We start from the raw sequence: 16,322 nt of genomic DNA on the forward strand, positions 1-16,322 counted from the left end.
GGCGCTACGCTTACCCGGCCTACAAGACAATATTGACAGGCCCGGTAAGCGAAACGCAGCCGGGTTTTTTATTGGACAGCAGAAGTGAATACATTAGAACAAACGATCGGCAACACGCCGCTGGTCAAATTACAACGTCTGGGGCCGGATAACGGCAGCGAAATCTGGATCAAGCTAGAAGGCAACAACCCGGCGGGGTCGGTCAAAGACCGCGCAGCGCTGTCGATGATTGTCGAAGCGGAAAAGCGCGGCGAAATTAAGCCGGGTGACGTGCTGATTGAAGCGACCAGTGGTAATACCGGCATTGCGCTGGCGATGATTGCCGCGCTCAAGGGCTACCAGATGAAGCTGCTGATGCCCGACAACATGAGCCAGGAACGTCGTGCGGCGATGCGTGCCTACGGTGCAGAGCTGATTCTGGTCACCAAAGAGCAGGGGATGGAAGGGGCGCGTGATTTAGCGCTTGAAATGGCCCAACGTGGCGAAGGCAAGCTGTTGGATCAGTTCAACAACCCGGATAACCCGTACGCGCACTACACCACCACCGGCCCGGAAATCTGGCAGCAGACGGCGGGGCGCATTACCCATTTCGTCTCCAGTATGGGGACCACCGGCACCATTACCGGCGTGTCGCGCTTTTTACGTGAGCAGGACAAAGCGGTCACTATCGTTGGTCTGCAGCCGGAAGAGGGCAGCAGTATTCCGGGCATTCGCCGCTGGCCGGCAGAGTATATGCCGGGTATTTTCAACGCCAGTCTTGTCGATCAGGTGCTGGATATCCACCAGAACGACGCGGAAAACACCATGCGCGCGCTGGCGGTGAAAGAAGGCGTGTTCTGCGGCGTGAGCTCTGGCGGTGCGGTGGCGGGCGCCATTCGCGTGGCCGAGCAAAACCCGGGAGCGGTAGTGGTAGCGATCATCTGCGATCGCGGCGATCGCTACCTCTCAACCGGCGTGTTTGGCGAAGAGCATTTTAGCCAGGGCGCAGGGATTTAAATCTCGGGATTATCCAGCAGGTCTGTACCGTAGGAGTTATCTACGGTACAAAGCCAGCGGCCCGCAAACTGTTGAAAAACGTAGGTGGCGCGGCGCGTGACCTGCGTTGAACCGCCCTCCGCCAACGGAATATCCAGCCGGGTTTCCATGATCACCAGCGCGTTATCACCGCCTTCAATTATTTCCATTCGCCCCTGCGTCACCACCAGCCGGTGCCCAAAGTAGTCGGCAATGGCAATAAACGCTTTGCGGATATTCTCTTTGCCGCTGACGACCATACCCGGCTTGACCACCAGAGTGGCGTCGTCGGCGTAGTATTCCATTAGCGTGGCGTAGTCTTCCTGCGAGATAGCGCGGTCGCAGGCTTCGATAACGGCTTTTAGCGATGTTGCTGGCATGGGTTCTCCTCATCCCCGGAGTCGGCTTCGCCTCGTCCGGGCTACGGTTTGGTTTTTTGTAGCCCGGCCAAGCGTAGCGCCGCCGGGAATGCTTCAACCTTACTGGGTCAGCTTATCAAGGAATTCCCATAACTTCTGGTTCATTTCGCGATAATCGTGCGCGCGCATCTCCTCCACCGAACGGATAAACGGTTTGCCTTTGGCCTCTGCCAGTTCCTGCTCGGAGTGCTGAATTAACCCTTCAATCGCATCGGCGGTGAATTCCATGTGGCACTGGAAACCATAAACCTTATCGCGATACTGAACGATTTGGCGCGGGCAGCCTGCGCTTTCGGCCAGAATCACTGCCTCTGGGGTCAGGCCCGGCATATCGTTGTGCCAGTGGCCTACGGTCAGCGGCGAGCCGAAATGGCTGAACAGCGGATGTTCAAGCCCTGCTGAGGTGAGCGTAATCGGGTAGTGACCAATCTCTTTATCCGGGCTCTGCTGCACTTCTGCACCTAGCGCTTCGCCAATCAGCTGCGAGCCGAGGCAGATCCCTACCACGATACGCCCGGCTTCAATCGCCTGACGAATCAGCCGTTGCTCGGCTTTCGAGTCAAAATAAGGGCACTCGGCAAGCGTGGTGCGCGGCGACTGCGGGCCGCCAAAGACCACCAGCATATCAAAACCATCGGCGCTCTTTGGCACCGCCTCCCCGGTATACACATGGGTCTCGCTCACGATGTGGCCGCGCGTCGCAGCCCAGGGCAGGTAGGCACCCGCAGACTCAAATGATTCATGAATAACAAAATGGACTCGCACGGATGTTCTCCTGTTAGTGGCTCAGCGCCTGACGAATATCGCCAGCCAGTCGGTTGATGTCGTTGTCGTTGAGTGTTGAAAGCGTAATGCGCAGGCCCTGTGCTGGCGCCTGCACGCCAAAAGCGTCCCCCTCGCGCACCAGCCAGCCGGATTTGGCGAGCGCAAAGGCCGTTTCATGGCTGGAATCAGCGAGCGGCAGCCAGAAGTTCAGGCCGTCGCCGGGGGCAATATTTGCGACGCCTTGCGCCTGAAGCGCCTCGGCCATTTTTTGTTGCTGCCCGGCGTAAAACTGGCGAGTCTGCTCAAGGGATTGCTGGAAGTCAGGGTCGCTTAAGCAGGCGTAGACCAGATCCTGCAACAGGTGGCTGACCCATTGGCTGCCGGCGTTCAGGCGCAGTCTCAGCTTCGCAGAAGTGGTTTTATCGCTGGCGACAAAGGCCAGCCGCAGATCCGGACCCAGCGTTTTTGACATCGAGCGCACCACCGCCCAGTGCTGCGTCTGCGGCGTAATGACCGGATGCCATGGCGCTTTGGCGAGCAGAGCAAAGTGGTCGTCGATAATCACCAGCGTTTGCGGATAGCGGTTCAGTACCTGCTGTAAGGCGGCGGCGCGGGCGACGCTAAGGCTGTATCCAGTAGGATTATGGGCGCGCGGTGTCAGAATCACCGCACGAGCGCCTTTGCTCAGCGCCTGCTCCAGCTTTTCCGGCAGCATACCTTCCTGGTCGATGGGAACCGGGCTGGCGCTAAAGCCGCTGTAGCGCAGCATGCTGATGCTGCTCAGAAAGCAGGGGTCTTCAACGGCAACGCTATCACCGGGCAGCAGATGGGCGCTCAGGAGGCGCTCAATGGCATCAATTGCACCGCTGGTGAGGTCGATTTCTCCCGCTGCGGGCATGGCGTCCTGCATCCACTTCGCCGCCCAGTCAGCCAGCGCTGGCAACACCGGCGTATCGCCATACAGGCGCGGTGAGCAGCTAATGTGGGAGAGATACTGAGCCAGGTTTGGCAGCTGTGCCGTGGCGGGATTGCCGCTGGAGAGATCGGTAAGCGGGGTATGCGGGTTACCGCCCTCCAGCGCCACCGGAGCGACGGTCTCTTTAACCACGGTACCGTTACGACCCAGGCTCAGCGCCAGCCCGGAGGTGACCAGCCGCTTATAGGCGGACGCCACCGTATTGCGGTTAACGCCAAGCTGGGCGGCCAGTTCACGTACCGGCGGCAGCGTTTCTCCCTTCGCTAAGGCTCCGCTGGTGATATGCTGACGAATACTGTCAAAGATTTCGTTGGCGCTTTTTCCGTCGATCATTATTGACCTATGACAAAATGAATTTTAGCATATGACGATAATAGTGAGGCGTTAGCCCGCTGTCCAGAGTCAGAGGAGAAGGTGATGGGGCAGGATAGTGAAATACAGTCGGTGCTCTTCAACGATACGCACCGGGCATTACAGACGGACATCGTGGCCGTTCAGTCGCTGGTGGTCTACGGCAGCGTAGGCAACAGCATCGCGGTACCCGCGATTAAATCCCACGGTCTGCGGGTGACCGCCGTGCCGACGGTGCTGTTCAGCAACACGCCGCACTACGAGACGTTCTACGGCGGCGTTATTCCCGGTGAGTGGTTCGGCGGCTACCTGAAAGCACTGAACGAGCGCGATGCGCTGCGTGAGTTGAAAGCGGTCACCACCGGCTATATGGGCAGCGCGGAGCAGATTGCGTTGCTGGCTGAGTGGCTGAAAACGGTACAGGTGTCGCATCCGGATATCTGCATCCTGGTCGACCCGGTGATTGGCGATGTCGACAGTGGGATCTACGTGAAGGCGGAAATCCCGGAGGCCTACCGTACTCATCTGCTGCCGCTGGCGCAGGGGCTGACGCCGAACGTGTTCGAGCTGGAAATGCTCAGCGGCAAGCCATGCCGTACGTTGGGTGAGGCGATTCTGGCGGCGAAATCACTGCTCAGCGACACGCTGAAGTGGGTGGTGATCACCAGCGCGCCGGGGCAGACGGAAAACAATATTACGGTTGCCGTGGTGACGCCGGAATCGACAGAGGTGATTGAGCATCCACGTCTGGAAACGGACCTGAAAGGGACGGGCGATCTGTTCTGTGCTGAGCTCATTAGCGGCATTGTGCAGCAACAGTCGTTGGCTGCAGCCGCGCATGCGGCGGCAGAAAGGGTGCTGGCAGTGATGAGTTGGACGCAGCAATGCGGTTGTGATGAATTAATACTGCCACCGGCAGGGGAGGTGCGATGAAGTGTTATCGTCTGGTTATTCGGCATAATGGCCGTCTGGTAGGGCATTTTGATACCAGCGGGCAGGATGCCCTTGAGGATGCCTGCGTTGCGCGGGCGATGTTTGGCGTGACCGGTGGCTATCAGTGTGAACTACTGGTGTCTGATTCTGAGCGTCGAATGCTGGAAAGCGGGCCGGAAGGGATGAAAGTTCTGATGCGCGAGCCGTGTTTCCGCCCGGTGACGTCGCAGCTGTGACCTGGCCTACAGGCAAAAAAAATGGCGCCAATCGGCGCCATTTCTATATGCAATTAAGCATTACTTCTTAATGCGGATGACTGGGGTTTCACCCACAGTTACGCTACCGGACAGTTTGATCAGTTCTTTGATCTCGTCCATGTTGGAGATAACAACCGGAGTCAGGGTAGACTTGGCTTTTTCTTCCAGCAGAGCCAGATCGAACTCAATCACGGTATCGCCAACTTTAACGCGCTGGCCTTCTTCCGCGATACGAGTGAAACCTTCGCCTTTCAGTTCAACGGTATCGATACCGAAGTGAACGAACAGCTCGATGCCGCTATCGGATTCGATAGAGAAAGCGTGGTTGGTTTCAAAGATTTTACCGATGGTGCCGTCAACCGGCGCAACCATTTTGTTGCCGGTCGGTTTGATAGCAATGCCATCGCCAACGATTTTCTCAGCAAACACTACGTCCGGCACGTCTTCGATGTTGACGATTTCGCCAGAGAGCGGTGCAATGATCTCAATGGTTCCGGTGTCTTTTTTATCATCAGAAACCAGAGATTTCAGTTTATCGAACAAACCCATGATCTTCTCCTAAGCAGTAATTTGGGCCGCATCTCGTGGATTAGCAGATTGTTTTTTCTTCAATGAACTTGTTCACCAACGCCAGCAGTTCGTCTGTAGTTGGTTGAGCAAGTGCTTGCTCTGCTAAAACCTTTGCATCTTCGAAGTTCGTGTTACGGATAATCTTCTTAATGCGTGGGATAGAAATGGCGCTCATAGAGAATTCGTCCAGACCCATACCCAGCAACAGAAGTGTAGCACGTTCGTCGCCTGCAAGCTCACCACACATGCCAGTCCATTTGCCTTCAGCATGAGAAGCATCAATAACTTGCTTGATCAAGGTGAGGACAGACGGTGACATTGGCTGGTAAAGATGTGAAATCATATCATTACCACGGTCAACTGCCAGAGTATACTGCGTTAAATCATTGGTACCGATACTAAAGAAATCAACTTCTTTGGCTAAATGACGAGCGATAGTCGCAGCGGCAGGGGTTTCTACCATCACGCCAATCTCAATCGTTTCGTCAAACGCTTTACCTTCGTCGCGCAGTTCCTGTTTGTAGATTTCGATCTCTTTCTTCAGTGCACGCACTTCTTCAACAGAGATGATCATTGGGAACATGATGCGCAGTTTGCCGAAAGCAGAGGCACGCAGGATAGCGCGAACCTGGTCACGCAGGATCTCTTTACGATCCATTGCGATACGCACGGCACGCCAGCCCAGGAACGGGTTCTCTTCTTTCGGGAAGTTCATGTACGGCAGCTCTTTGTCGCCACCGATGTCCATGGTACGGACGATGACTGCCTGAGAGCCACACGCTTCAGCCACAGCTTTGTACGCCGCAAACTGCTCTTCTTCAGTTGGCAGCGCGTCGCGGTCCATGAACAGGAATTCGGTGCGGTACAGACCAACACCTTCAGCGCCGTTACGCTCAGCACCGTCGATATCACGAACGGTACCGATGTTGGCGCAAACTTCAACCTGGTGGCCATCAAGGGTGATTGCCGGCAGGTCTTTCAGTTTAGCCAGTTCGGCTTTCTCATTGGCAACTTGCTCCTGAATGGCACGCAGTTGCTCAATTTCTTCGTTAGTTGGGTTGACGTAAACCTGGTTGTTTACGGCATCCAGAATCAGATAGTCGCCATTTTTCACCTGAGTGGTGACGCTACCGGTACCCACGATCGCTGGCAGTTCCAGGGAACGCGCCATGATGGAGGTGTGGGAAGTACGGCCACCGACGTCAGTGATGAAGCCCAGCACCTTCTTCAGGTTCAGCTGTGCGGTTTCGGACGGCGTCAGGTCTGCGGCAACCAGGATAACTTCATCCTGAATGGCGCTCAGGTCAATAATGGCCAGACCCAGGATGTTGCGCAGCAGGCGCTTACCGATGTCACGTACGTCAGCCGCACGTTCTTTCAGGTATTCATCATCCAGTTCTTCCAGGGCAGTTGCCTGACCTTCGATAACTTCATGCGCAGCTGCGTCAGCCGTCATGTTCTTATCTTTAATCAGGGCTATGATTTCCTGCTCCAGCTCCTCATCTTCGAGCAGCATGATGTGCCCTTCGAAGATGGCTTCTTTTTCTTCACCGAAAGTTTCGCCAGCTTTAGTCTTGATAGCTTCCAGCTGAGCTGACGCTTTAGAACGGCCGCTCAGAAAACGTTCAACTTCCTGCTCAACTTTATCGGCAGAAATTTTCTTCCGGTCGATGACAATTTCATCTTCTTTCAGCAGCAGTGCTTTGCCGAAAGCGATACCCGGGGATGCTAAAATGCCTGAAATCATAACCCTACCTTACTTGTGACTGATATTTAAAAGAACTCGTTGAACTTACTCGAGTTCAGCCATCAGTTTAACCAGATGTTCAACTGCTTTCTGCTCGTCTTCACCTTCTGCGGACAGGGTAACAACGGTGCCCTGGGTCAGACCCAGAGTTTGCAGTTTGAACAGGCTTTTTGCGCTAGCGCTTTTGCCGTTGGAGGTCACAGTGATCTCGGAAGTGAAGCCTTTCGCTTCTTTAACAAACTGAGCAGCAGGGCGGGTATGCAGACCGTTCGGAGCGGTAATGGTAACTTCTTGCTGGAACATTATATTTCCCCAACTTATAGGTTTAGTGTTGTGGAACTAAAGTCTAGCCTGGTGGATAGACTTTAGCCTGTATTACAAATCAAGCGACGCCCACAAAATCAGCACTACCATCGGCGACAAACCATCCGACGCAGACGCTTCTGGCCTTTGACGTTTCGCTTATCATTAAACATTATGCCGTGAAAGCAGGATTTGAACCAAATCATAAAATCGATTCAGCTTATGGAAAACCTGTTAAGAATAATTTCGCGGCTCAAAATAAATATGAGAGGTTAAATACCAGACCTACGGAGGTGAATCAATGCCAGGGGGGGTAAAAGTTTGATGCATGCCACAAAAAAGCACCCATTTGGGTGCTTTTTTACACGATTTTAACCAACTGGCATTACTGTTGCAGTTCTTTCTCGGTGAAGAGATCTGCGAACAGCGCCGTGCTTAAATAACGCTCACCCGAAGACGGTAGGATAACCACAATATTCTTATTGGTAAAGGTTTCATCTTCCTGGAGTTTCAACGCAGCGGCAACCGCGGCACCGGAAGAGATACCCGCCAAAATGCCTTCTTCTTCCATCAGGCGACGCGCCGTGGAGATAGCTTCTTCGTTGGTGATGGCGACGACTTTATCGATCAGCTTCAGATCGAGGTTGCCAGGGATGAAACCTGCGCCGATCCCCTGAATCTTATGTGGGCCTGGCTTCAGTTCTTCACCCGCCAGCGCCTGAGCGATAACCGGAGAGTCGGTTGGCTCAACGGCGACCGAGATCAGATCTGTTTTGCCTTTGGTATTTTTAATGTAGCGCGTTACGCCGGTCAGCGTACCGCCGGTGCCGACGCCCGCAATGAATACGTCAACCTGACCGTCGGTATCTTCCCAGATTTCCGGGCCGGTGGTCTTTTCGTGAATTTCCGGGTTAGCCGGGTTGCTGAACTGCTGCAGCAGCAGGAATTTTTCCGGGTTGCTGGCAACAATCTCTTCGGCTTTCTGAATCGCGCCTTTCATGCCTTTCGCGCCTTCGGTCAGCACCAGGTTCGCGCCAAGTGCTTTCAGCAGCTTACGGCGTTCAACGCTCATGGTTTCAGGCATGGTCAGCGTCAGCTTATAACCACGGGCGGCAGCGACATAGGCCAGAGCAATACCGGTGTTGCCGCTGGTTGGCTCAACCAGTTCGATGCCAAGCTTCAGCACGCCGCGTTTTTCGGCATCCCAAATCATATTGGCACCGATACGGCATTTGACGCTGAAGCTTGGGTTACGTGACTCAACCTTAGCCAGAATGCGCCCGTTACCGATGCGGTTCAGTCGTACCAGTGGTGTATGACCGATAGTCAGGGAGTTATCTTCAAAAATCTTACTCATGGCCTATCCTTAACTGTATGAAATTTGGGGTACTGGTCCAGCATACCTGCTTAAAGATTCTGCGGAAGTAAGGATTTCGCATATCTATATACTGAAGGGAAATAATGGCAAGCGGGATGGAATAAGGCAGGGCATAAGCCCCGCCTGGAGAGGTGATTACTTCCACATGGCGTGTTTGTCGCGATAGCAGTCAACCCACATCGCCGTTGCGCCGCAGATGGCGACCGGAATAATCACCAGATTCAGCACCGGAATCAGGGTAAACAGACTCACTAGCGACCCGAACTGCATATTGGTGACTTTGCGAGTTCGCAGGGCCTGGCGCATGGTTTTAAACGGTACTTTATGGTTGTCGAACGGGTAGTCGCAGTACTGGATAGCCAGCATCCACGCGCTGAACAGGAACCACAGCACCGGCGCGACCGTCTGACCAATGCCCGGAATAAAGTACAGCAGGAGCAGTACAATCGAGCGCGGCAGATACCATGCCAGCTTCTGCCATTCACGCTTCATGATGCGCGGCAGATCTTTCATGATGCCAACCACTCCAGTATCCGGCGGCGTCGCGCCGGTTAAGCGCGCTTCCAGCTGTTCTGCCAGCAGGCCGTTGAACGGCGCGGCAATCCAGTTGGCAATGGTCGAGAAGAAGTAGCCAAACACCAGCAGAATTGAAATCACCACCACCGGCCACAGTAGATAGCTCAGCCACTGCAGCCAGTCGGGGATACGGTTCATTAAGGATGGGATCCAGCTTTCCAGCTTGCTGAACAGCCACCAGAAGGCGCCGCCCATCAGGATGATATTGACCAACAGCGGTAAGATGACGAATCGGCGGATGCCCGGCAAGCCGATCAGTTTCCAGCCCTGAGAAAAATAGTAGACGCCGCTACGTGCGGCAGGGGTGGACGATGAAACCATGGTCAGGTGAAGCTCCTTTTACGGACTACATTGAAAAGACGACTATATATTATCGGGTTGTTGGACAATGACCAGTTAGGAAATGTTCGAAAAAACAGCAAAAAGTACGATTTAACGCATCTTTATGCGGTGAATGTCATGTGCACACTTGCACTTGACGTGATGGGCAAATACTCTTAGTGAGTAAATGTTTGCCGTGGTGGCAAGGTGTTAGAACAACAGAGAATATAATGATGCAGGATTTGCGTCTGATATTAATCATTGTTGGCGCGATCGCCATACTTGCTTTACTGGTTCATGGTTTCTGGACGAGCCGTAAAGAGCGTTCATCGATGTTCCGCGATCGACCAATGAAGCGAATGAAGTCTCGTGATGCCGACGATGAGTCGGAAGACGATGCTGATGACAATGTTGAAGGCGTGGGTGAAGTTCGGGTCCACAAGGTCAATCACGCCCCTGGGGCAACTGGGGAGCATGAAGCCCCTCGTCACGCGCCTCAACACCAGTACCAGCCGCCTTATGAGCGTCAGGCGCCTCAGACTGCGCGTGCGCCAGAGCCGGTACAGCAACCGCATGTGCAACAGCCTTATCAGCCTGCACAGCCCGCGCCGGTACCGCCGCCGCAGCCTGTTCAGCAGCCTCCGCGTCCGCCGGTTGTCGAACCTCAGCCGGTAGCTCAAGCGCCGCAGCATGTTGCTCAGCAGCCTGTAGCGCCTCAGGCTCCGCAGCCGGTAGAAGCGCCAGTCGCTCAGCCGGTGCAGCCAGAACCGGTTGCAGCACAGCCAGCGCCTGAACCTGTTCAGCCTGAGAAAAAAGAGCGTAAAGAGACGGTTATCGTCATGAACGTCTCCGCGCATCAGGGTACGCAGATTAACGGCGAACTGTTGTTGAATAGCATTCAGCAGGCCGGGTTTAAATTTGGTGATATGAATATTTTCCATCGTCATCTTAGCCCGGACGGCAGTGGACCGGCGTTGTTTAGCCTGGCCAATATGCTCAAGCCAGGCACCTTTGACCCGGAAACGATGGGCGAGATGGAAACCACTGGCGTGACCATTTTCATGCAGGTGCCGTCCTACGGCGATGAGCTGCAAAACTTCAAGCTGATGCTGCAGTCGGCGCAGTACATTGCCGACGAAGTGGGTGGTGTAGTGCTGGACGACCAGCGCCGCATGATGACCCCGCAAAAACTGCGTGAGTATCAGGACCGCATCCGCGAAGTTAAAGACGCCAACGCCTGATAGGCTCGCGCGTTTCCAATCTTTCCTGAACCCCCGCCTGTCGGGGGTTTTTTATCATTGATGGTGTGATATGCAACCTATAGAACAACAACTGAATGAACTGCGAGCGACGCTTCGCCATCATGAATATCTGTATCATGTTTTAGATACCCCGGAACTGCCGGACGCGGAGTATGACCGTCTGATGCGCGAACTGCGCGAGCTGGAAGCGCAGCACCCGGAGCTGATTACCTCCGACTCGCCCACGCAGCGTGTCGGCGCCGAGCCGCTGGCGGCGTTCAGCCAGATTCGCCATGAAGTGCCGATGCTGTCGCTGGACAACGTCTTTGACGAAGAGAGCTTCCTTGCCTTTAACAAGCGCGTCCAGGACCGTCTCAAGAGCACGGATAAACTGACCTGGTGCTGCGAGCTAAAGCTGGACGGCCTGGCGGTCAGCATCCTCTATGAAAACGGCGTGTTCGTCAGCGCGGCGACGCGCGGTGACGGCACCACCGGCGAAGATATCACCTCGAATGTCCGTACTATTCGCGCTATTCCGCTGAAGCTGCGCGGAGAGAACATTCCGGCCCGTCTGGAAGTGCGCGGTGAAGTGTTTATGCCGCAGGCCGGGTTTGAAAAAATCAACGACGAAGCCCGTCGCACCGGTAACAAAGTGTTCGCTAACCCGCGTAACGCCGCCGCTGGCTCGCTGCGTCAGCTTGACCCGCGGATTACCGCGAAGCGACCGCTCACTTTCTTCTGCTACGGCGTGGGTGTGCTGGAAGGGGGCGAACTGCCGGATACCCATCTGGGGCGTTTGCTGCAGTTTAAAGAATGGGGGCTGCCGGTGAGCGACCGGGTCACGCTCTGTGACTCCCCGGAGGAAGTGCTCGCTTACTATCATAAAGTTGAAACCGATCGTCCTACGCTCGGTTTTGATATCGATGGCGTGGTGATCAAGGTGAACTCGCTGGCGTTGCAGGAACAGCTGGGCTTCGTAGCCCGCGCGCCGCGCTGGGCGGTGGCGTTTAAGTTCCCGGCGCAGGAGCAGATGACCTTTGTGCGCGACGTGGAGTTCCAGGTTGGGCGTACTGGGGCAATTACGCCGGTGGCGCGCCTTGAGCCGGTGCAGGTAGCCGGTGTGCTGGTCAGCAACGCGACGCTGCATAATGCCGATGAAATCGAACGTCTTGGCCTACGCATTGGTGACAAGGTGGTGATTCGCCGCGCGGGCGATGTGATTCCGCAGGTGGTCAACGTAGTGCTCTCTGAGCGCCCGGACGACACGCAGGAAATCGTCTTCCCGACTCATTGCCCGGTATGTAACTCTGACGTAGAGCGCGTGGAAGGTGAAGCCGTAGCCCGCTGCACCGGTGGCCTTATCTGTGGTGCGCAGCGTAAAGAGGCGCTCAAGCACTTCGTCTCCCGTCGTGCGCTTGATGTCGACGGCATGGGCGACAAAATTATCGACCAGTTGGTGGAGAAGGAGTATGTCCATACTCCGGCCGATCTTTTCACCCTGACCGCCGGCAAGCTGACCGGGCTTGACCGTATGGGGCCGAAATCGGCGCAAAACGTCGTCAGCGCGCTGGAAAAAGCCAAACAGACCACCTTCGCTCGCTTCCTCTACGCGTTAGGTATTCGTGAAGTGGGCGAGGCAACGGCAGCCGGTCTGGCGGCCTACTTTGGTACGCTTGAAGCACTGGAAGCCGCTTCCATTGAAGAGCTGCAAAAGGTGCCGGACGTCGGCGTGGTGGTGGCGAATCACGTGTTCAACTTCTTTGCCGAAGAGAGCAACCGTAACGTGATTCAACAACTGCTGAAAGAGGGCGTGAACTGGCCTGCTCCGGTGGTGATCAACGCTGAAGAGATCGATAGCCCGTTTGCTGGTAAAACCGTGGTGCTGACCGGCAGCCTGAGCCAAATGTCCCGTGACGATGCCAAAGCGCGTCTGGTTGAGCTGGGGGCGAAAGTTGCCGGTAGCGTGTCGAAGAAGACCGATCTGGTGATTGCCGGTGAAGCCGCTGGCTCGAAGCTGGCGAAGGCGCAGGAGCTTGGCATTGCGGTGATTGACGAAGCCGAAATGCTGCGTCTGTTAGGAGTCTGAGGTGGATAAAGCGCAGCTGATTGAGATTGCCAACACCGAAATGCCGTTTGGTAAGTACAAAGGACGGCGGCTTATTGACGTGCCGGAAGAGTATCTGCTGTGGTTTGCCCGGAAGGATCAGTTTCCTGCCGGGCATCTTGGCGAGCTGATGCAACTGACGCTGCTCATCAAAACAGAAGGGCTGAGCCAGCTGGTTCAGCCCCTTAAGCGCTAGCTGCCTACGTGGGCCTGTTCTTTGGCCTGCAGTTTCACGGCCTGCGCTTTGTAGCGACGGGCCAGAACCGCACAGGTCATCAGCTGAATCTGGTGGAAGATCATCAGCGGTAGCACCATCATCCCCAACACTGAGGTTGGGAAGAGAATATTGGCCATCGGAATACCGTTGGCCAGACTCTTTTTCGACCCACAGAAGACAATGGTAATCTCATCCGCCTTATTGAAGCCCAGCCGACGGGCAACCACGGTGTTAATCAGAATCACCAGCGCCAGCAGCACGATGCTTACCACCACGATAAACAGCAGTGACCCTACGCCTACCTTATGCCAGATACCGTTGACCACTGCTTCGCTGAAGGCGGAGTAGACCACCAGTAGAATCGAGGTCTGGTCGGTTTTGGCAATCCATTTTTTGTGTTTGGTTACAAACGCCGCGGTCCACGGGCGGGAAAGGTGCCCCAGCACAAACGGCAGCAGCAGCTGCAGCATGATTTTGCCTACCTGCTCAAGACTACCGCCCGCGCCGTGGACGTTCATCACCAGGCCAACCAGCAGCGGCGACAGGAAGATCCCCAGCAGGCTGGATGCCGACGCAGAGCACACTGCGGCGGCAACGTTACCGCCCGCCAGCGAAGTAAAAGCGATGGCCGACTGCACGGTAGCAGGCAGAATGCACAGATACAGGAAACCGGCGTAAAGCTGCGGGTCGACGTTGATCGGCGCCCACCAGGCGAACAGCACGCCCAGCACCGGGAAGACCACAAAGGTGCTGCACATCACCCACAGATGCAGTCGCCAGTGGCTGCCGCCGGCAATAATCGACTCACGCGACAGCTTGGCGCCGTGCATAAAGAACAGCAGCGCGATAGCGGCGGTGGTCAGATTTTCAAAAAAGGGAACGAAGTCGCCGCGCGCCGGAAAGAAGGTGGCGAGCAGGACAACCGCAATAAGCGTCAGCGTAAACGGATCTAAAATGCGGAAAAGTTTCATAAAGACTCCTGAAGATCGATGCACACATTTTGCTTTTTTATTTTTGAGAAATAAAATTGATTTATTGCATCCATTCATGAATAAAACAGATGAATTACTCGCTGCGACAGTTGAAGGTGTTTGTAACGGTGGCCCAGGCGAAGAGTTTTAGCCGGGCAGGGGAAATAATCGGCCTGAGCCAGTCGGCGGTCAGCCACAGCGTAAAGGAGCTGGAGAGCCAGACCGGCGTTCGGCTGCTCGACCGCACCACGCGTGAAGTGGTGCTGACGGAAGCGGGGCAGCAGCTTGCCGCCCGCCTGGAACGGTTACTGGATGAGCTACAGGGCACGCTACGGGAAGCCGGGCGCACCGGGCAGCAGCTAAGTGGAACGGTCAGGGTGGCGGCCAGCCAGACGATTTCAGCGCATCTGATTCCGCAGTGCATTGCACAAAGTAATCGCCGGTACCCGGACATTCGCTTTGTGCTGCACGACCGGCCGCAGCAGTGGGTGCTGGAGAGTATTCGCCAGGGGGATGTTGATTTCGGTATCGTTATCGATCCCGGCGTTGTGGGGGATTTGCAGTGCGAAACGGTGCTCTCTGAGCCATTCTTCCTGCTGTGTCGCAGCGATCACCCGTTTGCCGTTATGCCGGAGGTCGACTGGCAGGCGTTGCAGGGCGCGAAACTGGTGCTGCAGGACTACGCTTCCGGCAGCCGGATGTTGATTGATGCGGCGCTCCAGTTGCATCAGATTGAGGCGAATATCGTTCAGGAGATTGGTCACCCGGCGACGCTGTTCCCCATGGTAACGGCGGGCATCGGCATCAGCATTATTCCGGCGCTGGCGCTACCATTGCCGGAGGGGAGCCCGCTAGTGGTGAAGCGGATGTCGCCGGGTGTAGAGCGCCAGCTGATGTTGGCGAGACGGAAAAATCGTTCGCTCTCCACCGCGGCTCAGGCGCTGTGGGACGTGGTACGGGAGCAAAGCCAGCAGCTAATGGATGAACGGCTACAGGACCCGCTGTATCAGACGTAAATATCAATCTGATGATCGTCGCTGGGCTTGTTCACGCCGGTGATGGCGGCAGAAGAGGCTTCCTGTTTTTCCTGCGCTTTTTCTGCCTGTTGATTCTGGAGTTGCGCCAGCTGTGCTTCCAGCATGGCGATCTGCTCCTGAATCATTTCGGCCTGCTTTTGTTTTTCTTCTGTGCTGCCGCTGCCGTCCGCAATCTCTTTAAGCTGCTGGGTCAGCTTAACAATCTGCTGGGTGATACGCGCCATTTGTGATGCCGCATCGTTACCACTCGGCGCGGCAGTGCTGGTGGTGGTTTTTAGTGAAGCGATAGAGGGAGCGCTGATGGTGGTCATGGTGAACGCCTTATTGGGAGAAATATAAGGAGTATCGGCAGAACGGGGGGAGACTTGAGCTTTTCCCGGCGGCGCTGCGCTTGGCCGGGCTACGTTGGAAAACTTCTCAGAACGCAGATAGCAAAAAGGCGCCTTTAGGGCGCTTTTTTACATTGGTGGGTCGTGCAGGATGACTCGCTTCGCTCGCCCTTCGGGCCGTCGCCGCAAGCGGCTCCGTTGTCTCACTGCGTTCGACACCGAACCTGCTGCAGGTTCGAATCGTCTATATCGCAGATAGCAAAAAAGCGCCTTTAGGGCGCTTTTTTACATTGGTGGGTCGTGCAGGATTCGAACCTGCGACCAATTGATTAAAAGTCAACTGCTCTACCAACTGAGCTAACGACCCGAAGTGGTGGGTGATGACGGGATCGAACCGCCGACCCCCTCCTTGTAAGGGAGGTGCTCTCCCAGCTGAGCTAATCACCCACTTCGGTACTTCAATTTTTAGTAAGAAATCCAGCTGGCGAGAAAGTGGTGGGTGATGACGGGATCGAACCGCCGACCCCCTCCTTGTAAGGGAGGTGCTCTCCCAGCTGAGCTAATCACCCACTTCGGTACTTCAATTTTTAGTAAGAAATCCAGCTGGCGAGAAAGTGGTGGGTGATGACGGGATCGAACCGCCGACCCCCTCCTTGTAAGGGAGGTGCTCTCCCAGCTGAGCTAATCACCCACTTCGGTACTTCAATTTTTAGTAAGAAATCCAGCTGGCGAGAAAGTGGTGGGTGATGACGGGATCGAACCGCCGACCCCCTCCTTGTAAGGGAGGTGCTCTCCCAGCTGAGCTAATCACCC

General features: G+C 55.4%; 17 protein-coding genes and 5 tRNA genes. 7 read left to right on the plus strand and 15 right to left on the minus strand.

All coding sequences use genetic code 11. From position 1 onward, the window contains the following. Window positions 1–84 precede the first annotated feature (84 nt). A complete protein-coding gene (gene cysM, locus HII27_RS24155; RefSeq protein ID WP_185669907.1) occupies window positions 85–996 on the plus strand; it encodes a cysteine synthase CysM in 912 nt (303 codons plus the stop codon). Here cysM and HII27_RS24160 read toward each other — a convergent pair. The 3 genes from HII27_RS24160 to ptsJ all read right to left on the minus strand — a co-directional run bounded on the left by HII27_RS24160 (window position 993) and on the right by ptsJ (window position 3,507). After that, complete coding sequence (locus HII27_RS24160; protein ID WP_185669908.1) at window positions 993–1,394, minus strand: YybH family protein; 402 nt, start codon at window positions 1,392–1,394, stop codon at window positions 993–995. The genes cysM and HII27_RS24160 overlap by 4 nt on opposite strands. Window positions 1,395–1,493: 99 nt before the next feature. Then, a complete protein-coding gene (locus tag HII27_RS24165; protein WP_185669909.1) occupies window positions 1,494–2,198 on the minus strand; it encodes a type 1 glutamine amidotransferase in 705 nt (234 codons plus the stop codon). A 13-nt stretch (window positions 2,199–2,211) separates the two neighbouring features. Further along, window positions 2,212–3,507, minus strand: a complete 1,296-nt coding sequence (ptsJ, locus tag HII27_RS24170) for a MocR-like B6 salvage transcription factor PtsJ (RefSeq protein WP_185669910.1) — start codon at window positions 3,505–3,507, stop codon at window positions 2,212–2,214. Between the two features lie 84 nt (window positions 3,508–3,591). On the opposite strand from ptsJ, the gene pdxK reads away from it, so the two are divergent. Continuing rightward, window positions 3,592–4,458, plus strand: coding sequence for a pyridoxine/pyridoxal/pyridoxamine kinase (pdxK, locus tag HII27_RS24175; protein WP_185669911.1), 867 nt, complete (start codon window positions 3,592–3,594; stop codon window positions 4,456–4,458). After that, complete coding sequence (locus tag HII27_RS24180) at window positions 4,455–4,694, plus strand: cytoplasmic protein (protein ID WP_115073804.1); 240 nt, start codon at window positions 4,455–4,457, stop codon at window positions 4,692–4,694. Before pdxK ends, HII27_RS24180 begins: the two co-directional genes overlap by 4 nt. 60 nt (window positions 4,695–4,754) lie before the next feature. Here the strand turns inward: HII27_RS24180 and crr are convergent, their stop codons facing one another. From crr to cysZ, 5 genes are all read right to left on the minus strand, one after another. After that, window positions 4,755–5,264 carry a PTS glucose transporter subunit IIA gene (gene crr, locus HII27_RS24185; RefSeq protein ID WP_185669912.1) on the minus strand — a complete coding sequence of 170 codons (510 nt, stop codon included), beginning with the start codon at window positions 5,262–5,264 and terminating at the stop codon, window positions 4,755–4,757. Window positions 5,265–5,304: 40 nt separating this feature from the next. Next, window positions 5,305–7,032 carry a phosphoenolpyruvate-protein phosphotransferase PtsI gene (gene ptsI, locus HII27_RS24190; RefSeq protein ID WP_185669913.1) on the minus strand — a complete coding sequence of 576 codons (1,728 nt, stop codon included), beginning with the start codon at window positions 7,030–7,032 and terminating at the stop codon, window positions 5,305–5,307. Window positions 7,033–7,077: 45 nt separating this feature from the next. After that, window positions 7,078–7,335 carry a phosphocarrier protein Hpr gene (gene ptsH / locus HII27_RS24195; RefSeq protein WP_002913505.1) on the minus strand — a complete coding sequence of 86 codons (258 nt, stop codon included), beginning with the start codon at window positions 7,333–7,335 and terminating at the stop codon, window positions 7,078–7,080. Between the two features lie 385 nt (window positions 7,336–7,720). Then, window positions 7,721–8,692 (minus strand): cysteine synthase A, encoded by a 972-nt coding sequence (gene cysK / locus HII27_RS24200; protein WP_185669914.1) that lies wholly within the window; start codon window positions 8,690–8,692, stop codon window positions 7,721–7,723. Between the two features lie 156 nt (window positions 8,693–8,848). Beyond that, complete coding sequence (cysZ, locus tag HII27_RS24205) at window positions 8,849–9,610, minus strand: sulfate transporter CysZ (protein ID WP_185669915.1); 762 nt, start codon at window positions 9,608–9,610, stop codon at window positions 8,849–8,851. 230 nt (window positions 9,611–9,840) lie between these two features. Between cysZ and zipA the strand changes: the two genes are divergently transcribed. From zipA to HII27_RS24220, 3 genes are all read left to right on the plus strand, one after another. Continuing rightward, window positions 9,841–10,851 carry a cell division protein ZipA gene (gene zipA / locus HII27_RS24210; protein ID WP_185669916.1) on the plus strand — a complete coding sequence of 337 codons (1,011 nt, stop codon included), beginning with the start codon at window positions 9,841–9,843 and terminating at the stop codon, window positions 10,849–10,851. Between the two features lie 70 nt (window positions 10,852–10,921). Further along, complete coding sequence (gene ligA / locus HII27_RS24215; protein WP_185669917.1) at window positions 10,922–12,937, plus strand: NAD-dependent DNA ligase LigA; 2,016 nt, start codon at window positions 10,922–10,924, stop codon at window positions 12,935–12,937. A gap of 1 nt (window position 12,938) precedes the next feature. Then, a complete protein-coding gene (locus tag HII27_RS24220) occupies window positions 12,939–13,151 on the plus strand; it encodes a DUF3820 family protein (protein WP_035896906.1) in 213 nt (70 codons plus the stop codon). Here HII27_RS24220 and HII27_RS24225 read toward each other — a convergent pair. Continuing rightward, complete coding sequence (locus HII27_RS24225) at window positions 13,148–14,143, minus strand: bile acid:sodium symporter family protein (RefSeq protein ID WP_185669918.1); 996 nt, start codon at window positions 14,141–14,143, stop codon at window positions 13,148–13,150. The two genes, HII27_RS24220 and HII27_RS24225, sit on opposite strands and share 4 nt — an antisense overlap. An 89-nt stretch (window positions 14,144–14,232) precedes the next feature. Here HII27_RS24225 and HII27_RS24230 point away from each other — a divergent pair, with 89 nt between their 5' ends. Beyond that, window positions 14,233–15,159, plus strand: coding sequence for a LysR family transcriptional regulator (locus HII27_RS24230; RefSeq protein WP_185669919.1), 927 nt, complete (start codon window positions 14,233–14,235; stop codon window positions 15,157–15,159). On the opposite strand, the gene HII27_RS24235 is transcribed toward HII27_RS24230, so the two are convergent. The 6 genes from HII27_RS24235 to HII27_RS24265 form a co-directional block, all read right to left on the minus strand. Continuing rightward, window positions 15,150–15,491, minus strand: coding sequence for a FlxA-like family protein (locus HII27_RS24235; protein ID WP_185669920.1), 342 nt, complete (start codon window positions 15,489–15,491; stop codon window positions 15,150–15,152). The two genes, HII27_RS24230 and HII27_RS24235, sit on opposite strands and share 10 nt — an antisense overlap. Window positions 15,492–15,800: 309 nt before the next feature. Continuing rightward, window positions 15,801–15,876, minus strand: a tRNA-Lys gene (locus tag HII27_RS24245). Window positions 15,877–15,880: 4 nt separating this feature from the next. Next, a tRNA-Val gene (locus HII27_RS24250) sits at window positions 15,881–15,956 on the minus strand. A 46-nt stretch (window positions 15,957–16,002) separates the two neighbouring features. Then, a tRNA-Val gene (locus tag HII27_RS24255) sits at window positions 16,003–16,078 on the minus strand. Between the two features lie 46 nt (window positions 16,079–16,124). Continuing rightward, a tRNA-Val gene (locus tag HII27_RS24260) sits at window positions 16,125–16,200 on the minus strand. A 46-nt stretch (window positions 16,201–16,246) separates the two neighbouring features. Beyond that, a tRNA-Val gene (locus tag HII27_RS24265) sits at window positions 16,247–16,322 on the minus strand.

This window comes from Kluyvera sichuanensis (assembly GCF_014218705.1).
GTDB classification, from domain to species: domain Bacteria; phylum Pseudomonadota; class Gammaproteobacteria; order Enterobacterales; family Enterobacteriaceae; genus Kluyvera; species Kluyvera sichuanensis.

What these genes read in the sequence shown, in the direction of transcription:
- HII27_RS24160 (WP_185669908.1), bottom strand. Translation starts at nt 1,394, where the DNA reads ATGCCAGCAACATCGCTAAAAGCCGTTATCGAAGCCTGCGACCGCGCT.
- ptsJ (WP_185669910.1), bottom strand. Translation starts at nt 3,507, where the DNA reads ATGATCGACGGAAAAAGCGCCAACGAAATCTTTGACAGTATTCGTCAG.
- pdxK (WP_185669911.1), top strand. Translation starts at nt 3,592, where the DNA reads ATGGGGCAGGATAGTGAAATACAGTCGGTGCTCTTCAACGATACGCAC.
- HII27_RS24180 (WP_115073804.1), top strand. Translation starts at nt 4,455, where the DNA reads ATGAAGTGTTATCGTCTGGTTATTCGGCATAATGGCCGTCTGGTAGGG.
- crr (WP_185669912.1), bottom strand. Translation starts at nt 5,264, where the DNA reads ATGGGTTTGTTCGATAAACTGAAATCTCTGGTTTCTGATGATAAAAAA.
- ptsI (WP_185669913.1), bottom strand. Translation starts at nt 7,032, where the DNA reads ATGATTTCAGGCATTTTAGCATCCCCGGGTATCGCTTTCGGCAAAGCA.
- ptsH (WP_002913505.1), bottom strand. Translation starts at nt 7,335, where the DNA reads ATGTTCCAGCAAGAAGTTACCATTACCGCTCCGAACGGTCTGCATACC.
- cysK (WP_185669914.1), bottom strand. Translation starts at nt 8,692, where the DNA reads ATGAGTAAGATTTTTGAAGATAACTCCCTGACTATCGGTCATACACCA.
- cysZ (WP_185669915.1), bottom strand. Translation starts at nt 9,610, where the DNA reads ATGGTTTCATCGTCCACCCCTGCCGCACGTAGCGGCGTCTACTATTTT.
- zipA (WP_185669916.1), top strand. Translation starts at nt 9,841, where the DNA reads ATGATGCAGGATTTGCGTCTGATATTAATCATTGTTGGCGCGATCGCC.
- ligA (WP_185669917.1), top strand. Translation starts at nt 10,922, where the DNA reads ATGCAACCTATAGAACAACAACTGAATGAACTGCGAGCGACGCTTCGC.
- HII27_RS24225 (WP_185669918.1), bottom strand. Translation starts at nt 14,143, where the DNA reads ATGAAACTTTTCCGCATTTTAGATCCGTTTACGCTGACGCTTATTGCG.
- HII27_RS24230 (WP_185669919.1), top strand. Translation starts at nt 14,233, where the DNA reads ATGAATTACTCGCTGCGACAGTTGAAGGTGTTTGTAACGGTGGCCCAG.
- HII27_RS24235 (WP_185669920.1), bottom strand. Translation starts at nt 15,491, where the DNA reads ATGACCACCATCAGCGCTCCCTCTATCGCTTCACTAAAAACCACCACC.